12 protein-coding genes are annotated in these 13,689 nt (G+C 41.1%); 1 reads left to right on the top strand and 11 read right to left on the bottom strand.

The genetic code is table 11. From position 1 onward, the window contains the following. Positions 1-60: 60 nt before the first annotated feature. The 7 genes from fadE to ACVC7T_RS08040 form a co-directional block, all read right to left on the bottom strand. On the bottom strand, positions 61-1,266 hold the full coding sequence (fadE, locus tag ACVC7T_RS08070; protein WP_172023349.1) for an acyl-CoA dehydrogenase FadE: 1,206 nt from the start codon (positions 1,264-1,266) through the stop codon (positions 61-63). 14 nt (positions 1,267-1,280) lie between these two features. After that, entirely contained in the window at positions 1,281-2,066 is a 786-nt protein-coding gene (locus ACVC7T_RS08065; RefSeq protein WP_447262765.1) for an enoyl-CoA hydratase/isomerase family protein, read from the bottom strand. 13 nt (positions 2,067-2,079) lie between these two features. Beyond that, on the bottom strand, positions 2,080-3,306 hold the full coding sequence (locus ACVC7T_RS08060) for a CaiB/BaiF CoA transferase family protein (RefSeq protein ID WP_105110829.1): 1,227 nt from the start codon (positions 3,304-3,306) through the stop codon (positions 2,080-2,082). 101 nt (positions 3,307-3,407) lie between these two features. Beyond that, positions 3,408-4,715 carry a GntT/GntP/DsdX family permease gene (locus ACVC7T_RS08055; protein WP_153056081.1) on the bottom strand — a complete coding sequence of 436 codons (1,308 nt, stop codon included), beginning with the start codon at positions 4,713-4,715 and terminating at the stop codon, positions 3,408-3,410. Between the two features lie 21 nt (positions 4,716-4,736). Beyond that, positions 4,737-5,912, bottom strand: coding sequence for a thiolase family protein (locus tag ACVC7T_RS08050; RefSeq protein WP_105161301.1), 1,176 nt, complete (start codon positions 5,910-5,912; stop codon positions 4,737-4,739). Positions 5,913-5,951: 39 nt separating this feature from the next. Beyond that, positions 5,952-6,812, bottom strand: coding sequence for a 3-hydroxyacyl-CoA dehydrogenase family protein (locus tag ACVC7T_RS08045; RefSeq protein ID WP_202850082.1), 861 nt, complete (start codon positions 6,810-6,812; stop codon positions 5,952-5,954). Positions 6,813-6,891: 79 nt separating this feature from the next. Next, a complete protein-coding gene (locus ACVC7T_RS08040) occupies positions 6,892-8,049 on the bottom strand; it encodes a GntP family permease (protein WP_447262764.1) in 1,158 nt (385 codons plus the stop codon). Positions 8,050-8,432: 383 nt separating this feature from the next. Between ACVC7T_RS08040 and ACVC7T_RS08035 the strand changes: the two genes are divergently transcribed. Beyond that, positions 8,433-9,371: a LysR family transcriptional regulator gene (locus ACVC7T_RS08035; RefSeq protein WP_105161299.1), complete on the top strand. Its 939-nt coding sequence runs from the start codon at positions 8,433-8,435 to the stop codon at positions 9,369-9,371. A gap of 59 nt (positions 9,372-9,430) precedes the next feature. Here the strand turns inward: ACVC7T_RS08035 and ACVC7T_RS08030 are convergent, their stop codons facing one another. From ACVC7T_RS08030 to ACVC7T_RS08015, 4 genes are all read right to left on the bottom strand, one after another. Next, positions 9,431-9,880, bottom strand: coding sequence for a VOC family protein (locus ACVC7T_RS08030; RefSeq protein ID WP_105161298.1), 450 nt, complete (start codon positions 9,878-9,880; stop codon positions 9,431-9,433). Between the two features lie 229 nt (positions 9,881-10,109). Beyond that, positions 10,110-10,889 carry an LD-carboxypeptidase LdcB/DacB gene (gene ldcB / locus ACVC7T_RS08025; RefSeq protein WP_398599432.1) on the bottom strand — a complete coding sequence of 260 codons (780 nt, stop codon included), beginning with the start codon at positions 10,887-10,889 and terminating at the stop codon, positions 10,110-10,112. Between the two features lie 11 nt (positions 10,890-10,900). Further along, positions 10,901-12,463, bottom strand: a complete 1,563-nt coding sequence (locus tag ACVC7T_RS08020) for a TcaA second domain-containing protein (protein WP_447262763.1) — start codon at positions 12,461-12,463, stop codon at positions 10,901-10,903. 18 nt (positions 12,464-12,481) lie between these two features. Beyond that, positions 12,482-13,501 carry a DUF6574 domain-containing protein gene (locus ACVC7T_RS08015; protein ID WP_447262762.1) on the bottom strand — a complete coding sequence of 340 codons (1,020 nt, stop codon included), beginning with the start codon at positions 13,499-13,501 and terminating at the stop codon, positions 12,482-12,484. Between the last annotated feature and the right edge of the window lie 188 nt (positions 13,502-13,689).

The following is a 13,689-nucleotide window of genomic DNA, read 5'->3' as shown; positions in this document are numbered from 1 at the left end:
AGACCAATAACTAGACTTTGTAAATGAAGGAGAAATAATCTTGGTATCCAATTGATAGGATTAGTTGAAGGCAGCTTCGCCTGTCAGTGAACGTCCGACAATCAAAGAGTTCATTTCATGCGTACCTTCATAAGTATAGATTGCTTCAGCGTCTGCAAAGAAGCGGGCAATATCGTAATCAGCTACAATACCATTACCACCGCAAGCTGAACGACCAAGTGCAACGGCTTCGCGCAACATTTCAGCATTATTCAATTTACCGATAGAGGTTGCCACTTCATTGTAATCACCTTTTTCTTGCAGGCGAACAATCGATGCACAAAGTGCCATTGCTGTCGTAAGGTTGGATTTCATCTTAGCTAGCTTTTGTTGAGTCAATTGAAATTGAGACAACTTCTTGCCAAATTGCGTGCGACCATTGACATATTTCAAGGTAGCTTCTAGGGCACCCGCAATTGCACCCGTCGCCATGAAGGATACTCCAGCTCTAGTCGTATAAAGAATACGAGCGATATCTTTGAATGAATTGATTTTTTGTAGACGTTCACTCTCTTCCACCACAACATCTGTCAAAGTAATATCGCAGTTTGGTACAATGCGCAAGGCAATTTTATTTTGGATGACAGAAACTTCTACACCTGGTTGGTCTCTGCGAACAATAAAGGCTTTTGGCTTACCAGTCTCAACATCACGCGCATAGACTGGAATGACATCTGCCACATTTGCACCACCAATCCAGCGTTTAGCGCCATTGATAATCCACTTGTCTCCCTCGCGACGAGCAGTTGTTTGCAATCCCCAAGCAACATCAGAACCATGGTCAGGCTCTGTGAGGGCAAAACAGGTTCTCAGTTCATGGTTGGCCAATTTCTTAATATATTTTTCTTTTTGGGCATCGTCTCCACCGTAAAGGAATGAGTAGAAACCAAGCCCTGAGTGAACACCGTTTAGCGTTGCAAGGGATGGGTCGAAACGGGCCATCGTATAGGCGAAGAAGAATTGGAAGATGAGACTTGGAGTATCTGCACCCTCGCGGCCTTCATACAATAGTGGACTATATTTGTATTCCAGTGTTCCCATATCTTCGAAAAATCCTTCTGGTACTGTACAATTCGACCAATGGGTATTCAAATCCTTACGGTATTTAGACTCCAAGAGTTCATAAAGGTTTTCCAAAATTGTCAGTTCACCTTCACTCAAATCTTCTGAGATGCGCAATACATCTTCTGGAAATAGTTTTTTTAACCGTTCTTCTTTAGTTGCCATAGTGATTACTCCTTTTATTCTGATTTAAATTCTGCTTTACGTTTTTCAAGAAAGGCATTGATACCTTCAACCTTATCATTGGTATCAAGTAGGACAGAGAAAGCTAAATTTTCAAATAACAAACCTGAATGAATATCCACATCATTTGCGGAGTTGATGACACGTTTAGCCAGCATAACCGCAATTGGTCCCTTAGCCGTTACCCGTTTTGCTACTTTTTCAGTTACAGTCAATAATTCTGCAGGATCAGCTACTTGCATAATCAATCCACTTGCCACACCTTCTTCGGCTGAAAGAATTCGCCCTCCCAAAATAACCTGTTTTGCAATCGATTCATTGGTCAAGCGCACCAATTTTTGTGTACCACCAGCACCTGGTAAAAGTCCCAAGTTAGTTTCTGGCAAACCGAGCAAGGCAGTTGTAGAAGCAATGCGGATATCACAGAACATTGACAATTCTAAACCTCCACCAAAGGCATAGCCATTGATGGCTGCAATGAAGACTAGGCGTGAATTTTGCATTCCCAATAAGAAGTCGCGAGCAAAGGATGAAAGATTTTCCTTCCCTTTTTTAACCAAGAGATTTTTTACATCTGCGCCTGCTGCAAAGGCCTTATCCCCTGCCCCTGTCAAGATGACAGCACGAATGTCTTCTTGATTATTGAGATAATCTACAGTTGCTTTTAGCTCTCTCCAAACTTCTGTAGACAAGGCATTCATAGCCTCTGGACGATTGATAGTCACAATAGCTGTATTGCCTTTTTCTTCCAATAGTAAATATTCTAATTGTGGTTTAGACATAGTTCTTACCCTCCTAAAGTGTTACATTTGAATCAATAAAGGCTTTGAATTCTTCATCAGAATATCCCAAAGCTTTCAGTATTTCTTCTGAATCACGACCAATCCGACCAGTCGGTTGATAAGAATCAAAGGTATCATATTCTGAGAATGATACTGGAAGATTAGGCATAACAGCTGTATTTCCCGATTCAAAGGTAACTTCACGAAGATAATTATTAGCCCAGGCTTGTTCATCTTTAGAAACATCTGCATTGTGTTTCAATACTTCGTAAACAATATCTGCCTCATCAAATAAAGCAGTCCATTCAGCCATTGTCTTGGTTCTAAAGACTTGATAAAGTTTTTCCATCAATTCCTTCAGGGTATCCGGATGAGCTTGCAAGATAGCAATCGTCTCTGTATCTGGATGCTCTGCGTACTCATCTAATCCTAGCAAACGGTAGAAGTCAGGGGCCTGACGTTCATAATTACCGAGGGTAATGATAACCCACTGATCATCTGAAGATTGATAGATATGATTCGTAGGGGAACCTGGGGCCATTTTATGTTTTGGATACTCTGCGCCATACCGCTCTTGTGTGGCCACAACACCTGTAGCATTGTACCAAATACCTGTACCGTACAAGGAAGATGTTAAGAATGTTCCTTTGCCACTAACAGTTCTTCCATACAAAGCACCCATGATTCCCAGGGCGATAACAGATGCGACCGTTGAATCTCCAAAGCCGCCTAAAGGCTTAATAGGAAAGTCGCCTTTTGAGCCCCAGTCAACCATTGCACCCGTTCTTGCCCAAAAGGCTGCCATATCAAAACCTGGTCTGCTTGCTGCTGGCCCTTCATAACCATATCCTGTGAAATGAGCATAAATAATCTTTTCATTGACTGCTTTTACTGTTTCATAAGAAATGTTCATTTTCTCAAGAGATTTCAAACGAACATTCGTAATGAAAACATCTGCTTCTTTAATCAAATCAAATAGAATTTTCAGACCTTCCTTGGTTTTCAAATTCAAAGCCAAGAGTTTTTTGTTTGCGTTTTGAACGGTAAAAAGTGGGTTTTCATCATCAGCTTTTGGTGTTCGGAAACCTGGACCTATGTGACGCCAATCATCTCCTTGCAAACCCTCAATTTTGATAACTTCTGCACCCCAGTCAGCCAGCCATCTGGTTGCCGTAGGAACGGCTATAAACGTTCCTAATTCAACGACTTTTATACCCTCTAAAGGTTTTTTCAAACTCATTATATGTACTCCTTTCAATACATTTTTTTATCCTGTCGAATGTAGAAATATCGACAGACCTGCACAATTACATGTCAAGCTTTTTCCAATGTTATTTAACATCAGACAAATATTCCTAATTTGATAAGAATCATTGCGACGATAATAGAGATAACACCACCCAGAAGCCCTGTCCTAAGGTAGACTACAATCCCTTTGCGATATTCTAATTTTGCTAATTCCATGGCATTATTTACACCTGGCGAATGAGCCGAAATAGATGTAGATGCCGCTATGGCCATAAGACGATGGGAGGTTGCTGCCGTCAGACCAGCTTGCTCAGTAAACATAGCATTTACCTCTGCACCAAAAGAGTTGATAGCACCTGCTCCTGTTGCTGTAATAAAGGATACTAGCGAGATTAGAAGCACACCCTTTGTCATTGGAGAAAAGATATCCAAGCCAGCAGTTACCAAGGCAAATCCAGGAACAACTTTGATAACTGAACCTATAGCTGACGTTGCAGCGACACCAAAAATTGGTGCGTAGGCGGACGATAGAGCTCCTGTAATTGTCTTATCCAAGGCTTTATAACGCTTGAAGAAAAGAATGACACAAAGGATACAGCCAGCTGTAATCGAATACAGTACATCAACTTTAAGGAAACCCGCCAAAGCAATCATGACAACAATTGGAAGAATTGACAACGATACAGAAGGTAAATCTTCATCCGCACTGCTATTTCCAAGTCCTGCATAGAAATTAGCACCAGTTTCATCAAATCCTTCACCACGCTTCTCCGCAACTTTTAAATCATAAACGATAAAGAAAGCTTGATAGGCATAGAAAACTAGTGCACAGATTAGGGAAAGTCCCATACCAGCTGTAATAGGCTGACCTGTAAATTGAGAGGGTGTAATATTGGTCAATTGGAGAGACCCACCGATAAAGAGAGCGCCAATAACAGCCGATCCACCATTGGTATAAAGCCTCCAAGGAATATTAAATTTCTTGAACAGTTCTGCCGATACGTCAATGACCGTATAGACAATGACTAAGCCTGAAACTCCAACATAGGATAGGATGGCATACATAACAGGTACAAACGCAACTGCCCAGAACTTTTGATTCTTCTTCAATTTAGAGATAGCTCTGTAGATGCCCATAGCGATAGACTTTGATGCTCCACCGTCATTGAGCAAACGACCAAAAATGGCACCAGCGGCAAAAATAAGAAAGAAGTTTTGAATAAAGGAAGCAAACCCTGGTGCCCAGGCAGTTTTGAGCAATTCCAACATAGGTAAGCCTGATGTCAGAATAATGATAAAAGCGGAGAGTAGTGCTGATAGTACTAGATTAAATCCTTTCACACATAAGAAAATGAAGAATCCAATCCCAAACAGCATTCCGATAAGACTGATTAGTTCCATAGCACACACACTTTCTAGAAACTAGGTCTCATCTTCGATTAGTTCAATCAGACCAGCAGCGCCCATTCCGCCACCGATACACATGGTAATCAATCCAAGTTTGCCTTTTGTTCGTTTCAATTCTGAAATTGTTTTTGAAATCAAGATAGCACCTGTTGCACCAAGTGGGTGACCAAGGGCGATTGCTCCACCATTAGGATTGACCTTAGCTGGATCAAAGCCCAGAGTATCGATGATTGGAAGGGCTTGAGCTGCGAAGGCTTCGTTCAATTCAATAACATCAATATCGTCTACTTTGACATCCAAGCGATTTAACAAACGTGGTACTGCCTCTATTGGACCAATTCCCATGATATTTGGATCTACCCCTGCAACATTGAAACCAAGGAATTTGGCAACCGGTTTAATGTTTAATTCCTCTGCCCGCTTACGAGACATAAGAACTACAAATCCTGCACCGTCTGAAACTTGCGATGCCTGTCCAGCTGTTACAGTACCATTTTCTTTAAAGACAGGATTCAAAGCACCTAAAGCTTCAATGGTCGAACCATAACGAATACCTTGGTCATCTTTGAATTCAAACTCATTGCCCTCTAGGTCATTTCCAATCACTGGGATAATTTCGTCAACAAACTTACCAGCTTTTTGAGCAGCCTCTGCACGGTGGTGACTTTCAACAGCGAAAGCATCCATTTGTTCACGGGTCACACCATATTTTTCTGCTACATTTTCTGCTGTAATTCCCATTGGCGTATAAAGACCAGGTTCATTATCTGAAATCCATTGATCACGGGTAGCAGGATTTCCTGCCATTGGCAGTTTGGACATGGATTCCACACCACCAGCTACTACTACATCTGCCTCACCGGACCAAATCATATTTGCTGCTGTAGAAACCGATTGTAGACCTGATGAACAGAAACGGTTAATCGTTTGAGCAGATACACTGTACGGTAAACCAGCTCTCAGAGCAATGAGACGAGCGACGTTGTTCCCTTGTTCCGCTTCTGGTTTGGCTGTTCCGACAACAACGTCATAGATTTCTTCCTTTGGAAGATTCGGTACTTTTGCTAACACCCCTTCCAAAACCTTGCCGGCAAAATCAACCGGATGTTGTAGGCGCAAGAACCCCTTCTTTCCCGCTTTAGCAACAGCTGAGCGACCATAGGCAACAATCACTACTTCTTGTTGAGACATGAATATGTTCCTCCATTTTTAAAATATATTTTTTAAATTTTATTTAGTATATTTATAGAAACCTTCGCCTGTTTTACGGCCCCATTTTTTCTCATTGTACATTTTCTCCAACAACTCAATACCTGGACGACGCTCTCCAGTTTCATCTTGCTGACGTTTGGCAGCTAGATAGGCTAGGTCAATACCGGTCAAGTCCATCAGGCGGAATGGGCCCATCGGATAATTGAGACCTTTTTCGACAGCTGTATCAATATCTTGATATGATGCGATGCCTTCATCATAGAGTTCCATGGCTTTACGAGAAACAGCACGGAGTACTGAGTTCGCTAAGAATCCATCATTTTCTTTCATAACAAAGACAGGGTCCTTACCAGTATTGCGGGCAAAATCCATTAATCGTTCAACAGTTTCCATAGAAGTGTGTTCGCCTTTGACTACTTCAACCAATTTCATTACCAAAGCTGGATTAAAGTAATGGAAATTAGCCAACAATTCTGGTTCTCTAACAGCATCTTTGAACAAGGAAGACACCATGAAACTAGAGTTTGTAGCAAGAATAGTACCTGGTTTTACCAATTCAGTCACTTCTTTGAAGAAATCAAACTTAATCTGGCGATCCTCAATAATGGCTTCAATGACTAAATCTACATCCTCTACTGCTAATTTTATATCTGGTTCAAAGAATAAAACCTTATTGACATCATCGATATGCTCTTGGGTTAACTTCCCTTTGGCAATGCGTCCATTAAGATAATCGACTGTCCACTCTTTTGCTTTTTCTAAAGCTTCTTCATTCTTATCATTCAAAAAGACTGTATAGCCATAGAGGGCTGAATTCAGGGCAATTTGACGCCCCATTAAGCCTGAACCGATGACAGCAACACGTTTAATTTCACTCATTTTTATTTTCCTCCTAAAGATTGGAAGGTATTTTCACACCCTTCAAGTTTCTCTGAATGTCTAAATAATTTGGTAAAAGTTACCATATACCCATTTGATAAAGTATTGCACCAACAAAGGCACAAATAATTGGAATCACAACTGATGTTACAAAGGTATTTAGATAAGATTCCTTGTGAGTCAAGCGCATAACAGCTAAGGAATTGATAACAACTCCGTTATGCGGTAAAGAATCTAGGCCACCAGCAGAGACAACTGCTAGGCGATGAATGACCGGAGCCGGAATTCCCTGATCAAGAAAGCGCTGACCAAAGACCTGCAAGCCAACTCCCAATCCACCTGCTGATGATCCGGTAATTGCGGAAGCAATGTTAACTGCAATGACCAACCGGACTACAGGCGGACCAGGAATCTTATCCAGACCGGAAATGATGTACTGAAAGGCCGGTAGAGCCGCCACCACTGTACCAAAACCAACCACTGAACAAGTAGCTCCTACTGCATTCAAAGTGTTTGTGGTCGCTTTTTGAATAGTAGCAAAAATTCCTTTCAAGTGCTTGTAGAACAGCAGGTAAGTCACTGTAATAGTAATGAGTAGACTAATAGGTGGCGAGAATTTCAAGATATTCATAAAAAGGAACAAGACAATCGAAGGCAAGAAACAAAGCCATAATGGAATATTAGGAATATCTGTCTCAGTTTTGATATCTGACTCTGCAATCCTATAACCAGTCTTATAAAATCCTTCTCCCCTTTTTTGAGCCTGCCTCAAACGAAATTCGATATAGCCGACACCCATTATCAAAGCCAAGACGGCAAGAATTAAGCCAAGTATAGGGGCGGCCATCGTCGTAGTCCCCAGATACTCCGTAGGCATAATATTTTGAATCGAGGGTGTTCCAGGTATCATCGACATAGTAATAACTCCAGCAGCTAATCCATTACAAGTGTACATGTGCCAAGGGATATCTAGCTCTTGAAATATTTCCTTAGAAATAGCCACCATTGTAAAGACCAAGACATAGACCGAGATGCCACCATATGATAAGGTCGATGAAATAAAAATCAGGGTCAAAATTGCAACTAGTTGCTCCTTACCTGGAAATTTCCGAGCAAATCCTGCAAATGTATAAGCAATCACTTTTGCTGCTCCAGAATCTCCCATCATCTGACCGAATACTGCTGAGAAGAAGAAAATGAGCCAGTTTCGCTGAGCAAAATTTGCAAAGCCAGTCATATAATTTTCCTGTATCAGCTCGTTTATATTTCCGCCAGATAAAAGAATCATCGGCAACATACTGATAATACTTAGAAAAAGTATTGGAAAGCCCTTATAAGCAAGGTAAATAAGAAGACTTAACGATAGGAGAACCCCTATCAGACTAATAAGTCCAGGATCCATTGATTTCCTCCATGTTCTAAAAAATAAGTTTATACGTTTCTATAATTGTTAGTTTGTGAATTCTTATTTTTTTGGAAGCGCTTCATTTACTTTATAGACAAATTATAATACGATATAGTAACTTTGTGAAATGCCAAAACAGAATGCTTTCCATAACAAAATCATTATGGTAAAATGTTAATATATTTTAAAACAATTACAAAAATGGAGGTATATAAATGTCGAGTATTTCTAAAAAAAGTATCATTGAATCCATCATTTCCTTAGGAAGTATCACTGCTGCTGCCGAATCACTCTATGTAACACAGCCCTATATTTCGAGAATATTAAAAGAAATTGAAGAGGAGTTAGGAGCTAAACTATTTGAACGCCGCTATCGTGAAATGAAATTAACTCAGGCTGGTGAAATTTATTTAGCCTTCTTAGAAAAAGTGGACGTACTTCACAGCGTTATGTTGGATCAATTATCCTCTATTGCCAAAGAAAAAAAGGGACTGTTGCGTATCGGCATCAACCCCATGTTATCTCCTATTTTTCTACCAGCTATTTATCCTATCGTTACAAATACAATGGACAAGGTAGAATTTAAATTCGTTGAAAATACTTCAAAAGTCCTTCTAAATATGCTAAATGAAGGCGATTTAGACCTCCTATTTGGTATCGGAAATGAGGACAGCAACTTTGAAACAATCCACGTTTTTGACTCCAGCATGTGTCTCATCGCTTCCGAATCATCCTCTCTCTTCCAACCAACTAGACAGCGCGAGCTACTAAAAAATTCATTGGATATGAAACAACTTCATAACTTGCCTGTCATATTATTGAATGAACATTATGTTTTTAGAAAAATTATTGATACTGCGTATTTTCAAGAAAATATATCAATCAATTGTATCCATGAAACCTCAAATACGTACACTGCAATTGGCATGGTCAAAAAAGGAATTGGGAATATATTTCTACCAAAGGTTGTAACTATACCTAGTAACTTTAACAAATGCAGCATTTATGAAATTGCTGAGCCATCCTTCACTATTGAATTTGTCTTTTATCGAAACCCAACTATCCAATCACCGTCCTACCTTGATGAGTTTATTGAGCAAGCTGGCAGGACTCTACATGAACATTATACTCAACCAGTTATGGTTAATCGCTAGTTATTGATAATATATAAACCAAAAAAATTCGGAACATTTGCTCCGAACTTTTTGTGTGTTTAGTTTTCTTCTGCGTAGTATTCCGCCCCATAGCCTTCAACTTCTGCGTTGAATTGCCACGTGATGCCGAATTTGTCCGTAACATTTCCGTAGGCTGGTGACCATGGCACTGCCTGCAACTCCATGTTGATGGCTTTAGCATCTATTGACAATTTGTCGTAGAAATCCTTAGCTGTTTCAGCATCATCAGTGATAAGGGCAACGGTGATGTTGTCGCCTACTGAGTAAGGCATTTCTGGATTGTTATCAGAAAGCATGAAACGTTGACCGTTTGGCAAGCGGAATTGTGCATTCATCACATGATTTTCCAATTCAGCTGGACAATCTGGCAAGAAATCCTTGAACAAATTTACTTGCTCAACTGTTGCACCGAGGGAGTTTTTGTAAAATTCGATGGCTTCCAATCCGTTACCATTGGTTACCAAATATACTTCCATTGCTTTAAACATTATGTTCCTCCAATTATCGTCATATGGTTTATCTTTTATTACTTCGTTAACTCGTCTTGCCTAACTTCAGTTATGCCTGCGACTATTGACGCAGAATACATCTGCTGTATCATTATACCCATCAACAGTCTCCCAGACTGTTGATGCAAGTACTAAAAGTAAACTAAACGACTTTATAAGATAAACCATCATATCACATCTGATTTGTATGGTCAAATACTTTTTTCTATTATTGATAACCGCCGCCAGCAACGCCGAAATACTCTTCCAAGGTCAGGCCAGAATTGTAAATGTCAGTCGCTTCTTGGCCAATATAACGCAGGTGCCAGGCTTCAGCCATGTAGCCTGTGATGGCTTCTTTTCCAGGCTGATACCGAACGATAAAGCCATAGTTGTGGGCGTTTTTAGCTACCCAGTTGGCTGCGGTCGGCTCTTCTAAGAGATTGCCAGCGCTGTCCATGAGGTCAAATGCTAAGCCTGTCTGATGCTCACTATAGCCTGGACGGGCTGAATAGGTATCGGCAGCAACCTGACCATCACGATTGACATAGGACTGATAGAGCCCAGCCTGGGTCTCGTAAGAACGGAAACCACTATAGGAATGCGATACAGCGAACCCTTGTGCCTGCATGTCTGCAATCAGGCTCTGGAAGGCTACCAAAGCTTGCGGGTCCTCACCTGGAGCGTAGGAAGCTGCCAGAGGATGCTTTTTATTGGCAATGACAACTGGTCCGTATTTCCCTTGGACACTGTAATAAGAGCCGTTGTAGTTTGCATCTGTAGCAATGGTCTCCTCGGCCTGTTCAGACGACGAACTAGCATCGCTACTGTTTTCTGACCCTTCAGCAGTTTCGCTGGTTTCTGATGACACTTCAGTCTTGGTTTGCGCTGTCTTGCTTGAATGACTGGTGTCATTTGATTTACTTGATTCTACCTTGCTTTCTGATTGGCCGCATGCTGTTAAGAGCAGAGCGGAGAGCAAGAGAAAACTCAAGCTTTTTTTATTCATCATTATTTGCCTCACGTTTCACTTACTCCATAAATCAAGAACGAATCACCATTTTGTCTCAGATTAAAGACTTGTTTTTTCGTCAAGGTACTCGATTTACCATTGAGATAAACTTCTCTAAATTGATTATGAACGGTCACGACGTAATTGTCTCCATCTTTCTTGACATCCGTCACAGTATAATCAATCGTCGTTTGGTAATCAATATTGGCTCTGGCAACACCGCCACCCTCAATATAGTTTACATATATACGATATACCTCACTTGAGGTATCGAAATATCTGTCAAACTGAACGGTACGGTGGGTAATAGAAGACCGCATTGACTCGATATAGTCATTCATGAAGGTCTGGATTTTTTCCTTGGTTTCCTGCTCCTCTTTGGCCTGAGCTTCCTTGCTTTCCTTAGCTTTTTGAGCGTCCGTTAACTTCTTGCTTTCCTCAGAAGACATGGTCAAATCCGCATAGATTTCACCAACTGCTGGATCGACCAGAACCTTGGTAGATTCCGTTGTAAATGTTGCGCCCTCAAAATTAAAGCTAACCTTCAAATCAAGATGTTGATTGTCTAGAACTTCAACGCTGTCTGACAGTGATTTGGCAATTTCCTTATCACCAGAGAAGACCTTGATGTCCTTGATAGAGCCGTTATCGACCGGCAGGTGTAGGTTGAGCGTTTTCTGAACAGGCGATAGAGTCATGACAATCCTGTTTTCTTCAGCTTGGCTGAGATTCGGCTGCAAGCTGGTTTCAAAGTCTCCAGATTTGGTTTTGCCCTTAGCCTTGAATTCTTTATTGGCAAAATGATGTTCACCCAAAGATGTTTCTTTGTTGGCTTCAATCTTTTGGTCATCAATAGATAATTCAGACAGGTCACTATTGACAAGAATTTCAACCGGATAACTGGTCACTTGGTATACTGGAAAAAGACCCAATTTACGTCCTTTTTCACGTAATCCGAGCAACTTATTTCCACGTTGGTCGTTAAAAGTATTTTTTCCGCCAGATGCTTCAATGGCATCTAGCTCACTCTTGATATCGACGCCTTCATAGTTCAAATATTGGATAAAATCCTTAGCCTCTGACTTGGACCACTTGTCATCATTAGAAGATAGGAGGGTCGCAATCTGGTCGTAATCATTGCTGTCAACTGCTGTTTGGAATTCATCAACAGCGATGTCCATTCCAGTCACAGAATCCATATAGTAGTAGCCCGCGCCGAGTGCAAGTAGGGCCACAGCACCCAAGCCAAAGAGAATCTTCTTTTTCTTGCTCTGTGGCTTGGTTTGATAAGTGGTAAAGACAGGTTGTTCCACAAGGACCTGCTCCACCTCTTGAACAGGCTGGGCTGGCGCTACAGGCACTACTTCCGCTACTGGCTGTACAGGCTGGGCTGCTTGAACTGCTTCTGCCACAGTCTCTGCAGCTACTTGTTGGTCGCTGTCCAATCCTGCTATGGCCTTGATTTGCTTTAAGTCAAAGTCAACTTCCTTGGCCTTAACAAATTCAGCAGGGGTTGGCTTTCTACCAACAACCTTTTCAAATAAATCGATCCATTTTTCTTTCGTTGCCATGTTTCAACTCCTATTTGATTAAAAGAGGCTTGACCAGAACATTTGTCCTACGATAGAGGCTGCAATAATTCCTGATACAAAGATAATCAGACCATTTACCAAAATAGCAATAAAGTAGCGATACAAAGAGTCCATCTGTGATGTATTAGTAAAGTTAGCAAGGGCATAGACGCTGGCTGAACCCACAGCAAAGAGGGCTAAAGAGGTCGCAACACCAACCAGAGAGAAAATTCCCAAAACAGCTGACAAGGCCGCAATTGCATAAAGCAATACGTTTACCGCAAACAAACGACCATAATATTCAAGAGTGTAGGCAAATGTATATTGCTGTTCTTTGTAGATAAAACGTTTCACCACAAATCCTGCCAGGACAATTGAAAAAATAATCAGAGCAATTCCGATAAAGGTCTTAAACAAGATATCCAGTCCAACACTTACTGCAGATGCGGAAGAACCATAAGCATCGTAGCCATTAGCGCCCTCAAACAGACCACCGAGTTCTGAAGTCAGACTATTTGTAAAGCTATTGACACTGTTTGCCGCCTTAACCATTGGGAAATAAATCGTCAGGGCTGCGAAAAAGGCGATGAGCAAGAGAGAGGTCAAACCGTTATATTTGTGGGTATGGCTGGCAATTGAAGTTGGTTTCTTCCAAGCAGACACAATCCACTCTCTAAACTGCTTGAAGAAGAGACCGAATGCTGATGGTGCAGCTGGCGCTTGTTGTAAGGCCTGCGGATTTACCTGCTGTACCATTGGCTGTGGCTGTGCTTGTTGCGCTTGAGCATTGGTTTGCTGAGCGAAGGCTTGAGCTGGTTCCTGAACTGGTTGCTGGGCAGGAATGTCTTCTGGAGCTGAAACAGGCTCTACAGTAGACTCTGCATCAACTTTTTCTTCTTGAACAACTTCTTCTGTAGGTACATTTTGAAGGTCATCCTCTTCAAATTCTCCAGCGACAAGAGCAGCTTCAATCTCATGAGCTTCTGGCGAACGACCATTGATAGCTTCAAAATATTCAATCCAATCAATCTTTTTCATATTATTTCTCCTTTTGTTTTGATAGATTGTGCAGAATACACTACTCTAGTATAGCATATTTATACTCAGTTAAAATCAAAAATAGCGGAAGTCCAGTCTCTATGTACAATTGATTTTAGTTGATAAGCAGTTAAGGTTTGAATAACCTCTTCAAGTTTATCGATTACCTCATTTAACGTCCTAAATAC

The organism is Streptococcus sp. P25B114 (assembly GCF_053010325.1).
This window is presented reverse-complemented; position numbering and strand designations above follow the sequence as displayed.

Excerpts from the sequence above, each read along its gene's own strand:
- fadE (WP_172023349.1), bottom strand. The coding sequence starts at position 1,266 with ATGGCAACTAAAGAAGAACGGTTAAAAAAACTATTTCCAGAAGATGTA.
- ACVC7T_RS08020 (WP_447262763.1), bottom strand. The coding sequence starts at position 12,463 with ATGGCAACGAAAGAAAAATGGATCGATTTATTTGAAAAGGTTGTTGGT.
- ACVC7T_RS08060 (WP_105110829.1), bottom strand. The coding sequence starts at position 3,306 with ATGAGTTTGAAAAAACCTTTAGAGGGTATAAAAGTCGTTGAATTAGGA.
- ACVC7T_RS08030 (WP_105161298.1), bottom strand. The coding sequence starts at position 9,880 with ATGTTTAAAGCAATGGAAGTATATTTGGTAACCAATGGTAACGGATTG.
- ACVC7T_RS08035 (WP_105161299.1), top strand. The coding sequence starts at position 8,433 with ATGTCGAGTATTTCTAAAAAAAGTATCATTGAATCCATCATTTCCTTA.
- ACVC7T_RS08045 (WP_202850082.1), bottom strand. The coding sequence starts at position 6,812 with ATGAGTGAAATTAAACGTGTTGCTGTCATCGGTTCAGGCTTAATGGGG.
- ldcB (WP_398599432.1), bottom strand. The coding sequence starts at position 10,889 with ATGAATAAAAAAAGCTTGAGTTTTCTCTTGCTCTCCGCTCTGCTCTTA.
- ACVC7T_RS08040 (WP_447262764.1), bottom strand. The coding sequence starts at position 8,049 with ATGACTGGCTTTGCAAATTTTGCTCAGCGAAACTGGCTCATTTTCTTC.
- ACVC7T_RS08065 (WP_447262765.1), bottom strand. The coding sequence starts at position 2,066 with ATGTCTAAACCACAATTAGAATATTTACTATTGGAAGAAAAAGGCAAT.
- ACVC7T_RS08050 (WP_105161301.1), bottom strand. The coding sequence starts at position 5,912 with ATGTCTCAACAAGAAGTAGTGATTGTTGCCTATGGTCGCTCAGCTGTT.
- ACVC7T_RS08055 (WP_153056081.1), bottom strand. The coding sequence starts at position 4,715 with ATGGAACTAATCAGTCTTATCGGAATGCTGTTTGGGATTGGATTCTTC.
- ACVC7T_RS08015 (WP_447262762.1), bottom strand. The coding sequence starts at position 13,501 with ATGAAAAAGATTGATTGGATTGAATATTTTGAAGCTATCAATGGTCGT.